The 411-nt window shown below is 64.7% G+C and carries 1 protein-coding gene; it reads left to right on the top strand.

The annotated features are described in order from the left end of the window. On the top strand, positions 1 to 411 hold a 411-nt coding region (locus ACSFA3_RS26345), incomplete at both ends, for an ABC transporter substrate-binding protein (protein ID WP_435508238.1).

Below are 411 nucleotides of genomic sequence, written 5' to 3'. Positions count from 1 at the left end.
GAAGGAAGAAGCTGCTGCTCCCGCTGCAGCGCCCGCGCCAACGGCTGCGGCCCCGGCTGCACCTGCACCCGCACCTGCCGGAGAAACCCTGGTCGTCAAGATCGGTCACGTTGGACCTACCAGCGGTGCCATCGCCCACCTCGGCAAGGACAACGAGTTCGGCGCCAGGATGGCCATCGAAGACCTGAATGCAAAGGGCCTCAAGATCGGCGACAAGGTTGCCAAGTTCGAACTGATCGCCGAAGACGACGCAGGCGATCCGAAGCAGGGCACGGCCGTGGCCCAGAAGCTCGTGGACGAAAAGGTCAACGGCGTGGTCGGTCACCTGAACTCGGGCACCACCATCCCCGCCTCGAAGCTCTACAGCGACGCCGGCATTCCGCAGATCTCGCCTTCGGCCACCAACCCGAA

Origin of the sequence: Variovorax glucosi (assembly GCF_051216695.1) — a bacterium.
Taxonomy (GTDB): Bacteria; Pseudomonadota; Gammaproteobacteria; order Burkholderiales; family Burkholderiaceae_C; genus Variovorax.
This window is presented reverse-complemented; position numbering and strand designations above follow the sequence as displayed.